The organism is Wolbachia endosymbiont of Tuta absoluta, assembly GCF_059414725.1.
The window spans coordinates 1-3,646 of sequence record NZ_JBNRJY010000010.1 but is presented as its reverse complement, the minus strand read 5'-3'; the positions used below and the strand labels follow the sequence as shown (position 1 = coordinate 3,646).

Sequence of the window (3,646 nt, the reverse complement as noted above, 5' to 3'; positions counted from 1 at the left end):
CTCAACTTGGAGGACATTTGGCTAGAAAAAATGATCTAGAACCAGGCCCCATTACTATTTGGAAAGGATGGAGACGTCTCTTTGATCTAGCAGAAGGATGGCGACTTGCTCACGAACTTTATATTTGTGGGTAATAGTAAGCACTCATTTCCGGTAGGAAATAAAAGATCTAAAATGAACCCCATAACAGCAAAGTCCGATTCTAAACTTCCGGTTAGTAAAAAACCTCTTCTCACTCATGTTAGTGTAAAGAAAATAGCTGCACGATTTGAAAGCCATGGGAAGAAATAGTTGTAACCTATTGAACAAACCCTATAATATCCTTGATCTTTTTTATATTGTTATTTGCAATCTCTGCTGCTTTTTCTGTACCTTCTTTTAATATTTTATGTAAATGGAGCTGATCCCTCAAAAGACCGTTCAACTTCTCACGTATGGGTGATATAACACTGATGATTAAGTCAGCTAACTCTTTTTTAAAGTGTTTCATATCATGTTTATTCACTTCTTCACACACTTTTTCCACATTTAAATCACTAAGCACTGAATAAATGTTTACCAAATTGTTTACTTCTGGACGGCACTTTAAAGTAGCAAAATCAAAGCCTAGAATTGAATCTGTTTTTGCTTTTTCTATTTTCTTGACAATCAAGTCATCTGTATCGTCAAGGTTAATGCATGAGTATTCTGAAGAATCAGATTTGCTCATCTTGCTTGCTCCATCTCTTAAGCTCATTATTCTTGATGTGCAATCCAAAGTTAAGATTTCAGGTATGATGAAATGACTACATTTATAATGATTGTTAAAAGCTGATGCAATATCACGTGCAAGTTCTAAATGCTGTTTTTGATCATCGCCAACAGGAACATATTTAGTTTGATACAGCAATATATCCGCAGCCATAAGTACTGGGTAGCTATATAACCCAAGAGAAGCTTTTTGTCTATCGCTTCCAGCCTTATCTTTAAATTGAGTCATACGATTAAGCCAACCAATTGGTGTATAGCACCCTAGCAGCCAGCCCAATTCTGCATGACCACTAACTGCGGATTGATTGAAAATAATCGACTTTTCCGGATCTATTCCACATGCAATATAAGTTGCTGCTGCTTTAAAAATATTATTTTTTAATTCATTTGCGGGAAGCTTATTTGCTGTGATTGCATGCAGATCAACAACACAAAAAAGAGATTTATATTTATCCTGCAAGCCTATCCACTGCTTAATTGCACCAAGATAATTGCCCAAGTGTAATACTCCACTTGGCTGAATACCTGAGAAGACAACTTCTTCCATACCTTGAGTGTTTTATTAGTTACTTTCGCAATCAGCAGATTTTTTAGAAAGAATAACCATTGCAGGACGAAGCAACCTATTTTTAATGGTATAACCAGTTTGTAGTACTTCTACAATAGTGCCAGGCTCTTTTTCATTATCTTCTCTTTCCACAACAGCTTGATGTAAATTGCTGTCAAAAGAGTTACCTATTGGATCTATTTCTTCTATTCCATGTTTTTTTAGATCACTCACAATCTTTTGGTGCGCCACTTTTATTCCTTCATGAATAGGATCACCATCTTTCAAGTTTTCCATTGCTTTTTTTAAATTGTCACAAGAGTCGATCATATCACGTGCAAATTTTGTGACTGCATAATCACTTGCATCACTAATTTGCTTTTGCATTATACGTTTAACGTTTTCATTATCCGCAACAGCGCGACGTAAATGATCTTCAAGCTGAACTGCACGTTCTTTTAATATATTAAGCTCTTCACTTAAATCACCTGTTTGCTGATCTTCTTGATCATCCCCTTTTCGTTTACTGACCATATCTGCAAATTTCTTTTTTTTCTCTTTATTACTATCTGACATATCATTCACCCTTACAAACTTAATAAATATATAACAATCAATCTAAAAATATCAAGCGTTAGCTATCCTTGTCTTTCTATGCTTGCATTTAAAAAGTCAATCAAAGCAGTTTTATAAAGAGAATCAGAAAAAGTATCAATATTACTTTGCGCCATATTAATATAGTGTTTAGCTTCTTCCATAGAAACATGAATGGCATTATGATGATTAATATATTGTAATGCTTGGTCAAAATTGTGTCTAGCTGAAGAAAAAGATTTCTCCCAGAATTTTTGTTCTGATGAGCTGCCTTTTTCATATGCTATAATAGAAGGTAAAGTGACTTTACCTTCAAAGAAATCTTTTCCAAGTTGCTTTCCTAAAGTGCATTGATTAGCAGTATAATCTAGCACGTCATCAATTATTTGGAATGCCATGCCAAAATTAAACCCGAAATTCCTTAGCCTCTCTGTTTCGTCACTTGTGGCTCCAGATACTACTGATGCAGCCTCGGAGCATGCAGAAAATAAAGATGCTGTCTTTTCTCCAATGATATTAAAATAATTTTTCCTAATTGTGTTAGGGTCAAAACGCGTTGTCATCTGCTTTATCTCACCCTTGACAAGCAAATTAGATGCCTTAGATAAAATAGAGAGAACACTTAAATTCCCACATTCTATAAGCCATCTAAATGCTAAGGTCAATAATAGATCACCAACTAAAATGCTTGATTTATTCCCCCAAATTTTATTTGCTGTTGCAACTCCATGGCGTGCCTTACTTTCATCAAGCACATCATCATGAAGTAAAGTAGCGTTGTGTATAAATTCTACCGATGCAGCAATGTTGACCCTACTCTCTCCAGAGTAATTCAGCATTTTACATATAATAAAAATGAGCTTAGGCCTTATCTTTTTTCCTCCTGAATTAATAAGATGAGATGTAATATCGGTAGCAAGCTTAGTACCTTCATCATTGACATTTTTGAAGATAAAGTCATTCATAGCCAATAAATCAGAAGATACAATATCATCTAATTTACTACTTTTTGTTAAATCAGTGTTTAGCATTTAAGAGGACTTATGCTTCTTGCCCTTGTACTTTCTCAACTTTTTTCTTTTCTATTTTTTTCGATTCTGTTTCTAAATCTACTATGCCTTTTTTAATGAACCACATTACCCTTTCAGTTGCTTGCGCTCCTACACTTAGCCAATGTTTTAATCTATCAGCTTTTACCACAACACGATTTTTATTGTCTTTTGGCAACATTGGATCATATTGTCCTATTCTCTCAATAAAGCGCCCATCTCTTGGTGCTCGTGAGTCGGCTACAACTATCCTATAAAAAGGACGTTTCTTTGCCCCAAACCTTGCTAACCTTATTTTAACTGCCATGTCAACCTTTATTCATATATTAATTACAATTTAAATACAATAAACAGCTCAAGTCAAACTAATTGTACCTCTTTTACCTAAAAATACAATATAGCCCCCTCTAATCACTCATAAAAGGAAGATAATAAACTTTTTTATATATCATCAATCATAGCATGATTAACTTCTACTCTATACTTTGATTTTAGATAGCTAATTAACTGTTCCTTTAGCGATATCATCACACGTTTTCCGGTGTCAAGCATGTTTAATTTACCATTTGATGAATGCATTTGTTTTAGAACGCCTATTATAATTTCATTATTGTATTGAATAGGATCGATCAACTCCTGCACTTGGGTGAGACATGATTTGCGATAGAGGTGGGTATAAAGTCCATCCTGTTCCAGGACCTTCGCC

The 3,646-nt window shown here is 34.6% G+C and carries 5 protein-coding genes and 1 pseudogene; 1 reads left to right on the top strand and 5 read right to left on the bottom strand.

Annotated features, from left to right (window positions below; genetic code table 11):
* The first annotated feature begins 126 nt into the window (after positions 1-126).
* Positions 127-291: a hypothetical protein gene (locus tag ACJ5GX_RS00040; protein ID WP_495292555.1), complete on the top strand. Its 165-nt coding sequence runs from the start codon at positions 127-129 to the stop codon at positions 289-291.
* A 7-nt stretch (positions 292-298) separates the two neighbouring features.
* Here the strand turns inward: ACJ5GX_RS00040 and trpS are convergent, their stop codons facing one another.
* From trpS to ACJ5GX_RS00015, 5 genes and pseudogenes are all read right to left on the bottom strand, one after another.
* Entirely contained in the window at positions 299-1,297 is a 999-nt protein-coding gene (gene trpS, locus ACJ5GX_RS00035) for a tryptophan--tRNA ligase (RefSeq protein ID WP_019236630.1), read from the bottom strand.
* A 15-nt stretch (positions 1,298-1,312) separates the two neighbouring features.
* Complete coding sequence (locus ACJ5GX_RS00030) at positions 1,313-1,873, bottom strand: nucleotide exchange factor GrpE (protein ID WP_007301960.1); 561 nt, start codon at positions 1,871-1,873, stop codon at positions 1,313-1,315.
* Between the two features lie 62 nt (positions 1,874-1,935).
* Complete coding sequence (locus ACJ5GX_RS00025; protein WP_052264648.1) at positions 1,936-2,922, bottom strand: polyprenyl synthetase family protein; 987 nt, start codon at positions 2,920-2,922, stop codon at positions 1,936-1,938.
* Positions 2,923-2,932: 10 nt separating this feature from the next.
* Positions 2,933-3,247, bottom strand: a complete 315-nt coding sequence (gene rpsP / locus ACJ5GX_RS00020; protein WP_006015540.1) for a 30S ribosomal protein S16 — start codon at positions 3,245-3,247, stop codon at positions 2,933-2,935.
* 134 nt (positions 3,248-3,381) lie between these two features.
* A pseudogene (locus ACJ5GX_RS00015) lies at positions 3,382-3,567 on the bottom strand (peptidylprolyl isomerase); the annotation flags it as partial.
* Between the last annotated feature and the right edge of the window lie 79 nt (positions 3,568-3,646).

What these genes read in the sequence shown, in the direction of transcription:
- trpS (WP_019236630.1), bottom strand. Translation starts at nt 1,297, where the DNA reads ATGGAAGAAGTTGTCTTCTCAGGTATTCAGCCAAGTGGAGTATTACAC.
- ACJ5GX_RS00030 (WP_007301960.1), bottom strand. Translation starts at nt 1,873, where the DNA reads ATGTCAGATAGTAATAAAGAGAAAAAAAAGAAATTTGCAGATATGGTC.
- ACJ5GX_RS00025 (WP_052264648.1), bottom strand. Translation starts at nt 2,922, where the DNA reads ATGCTAAACACTGATTTAACAAAAAGTAGTAAATTAGATGATATTGTA.
- rpsP (WP_006015540.1), bottom strand. Translation starts at nt 3,247, where the DNA reads ATGGCAGTTAAAATAAGGTTAGCAAGGTTTGGGGCAAAGAAACGTCCT.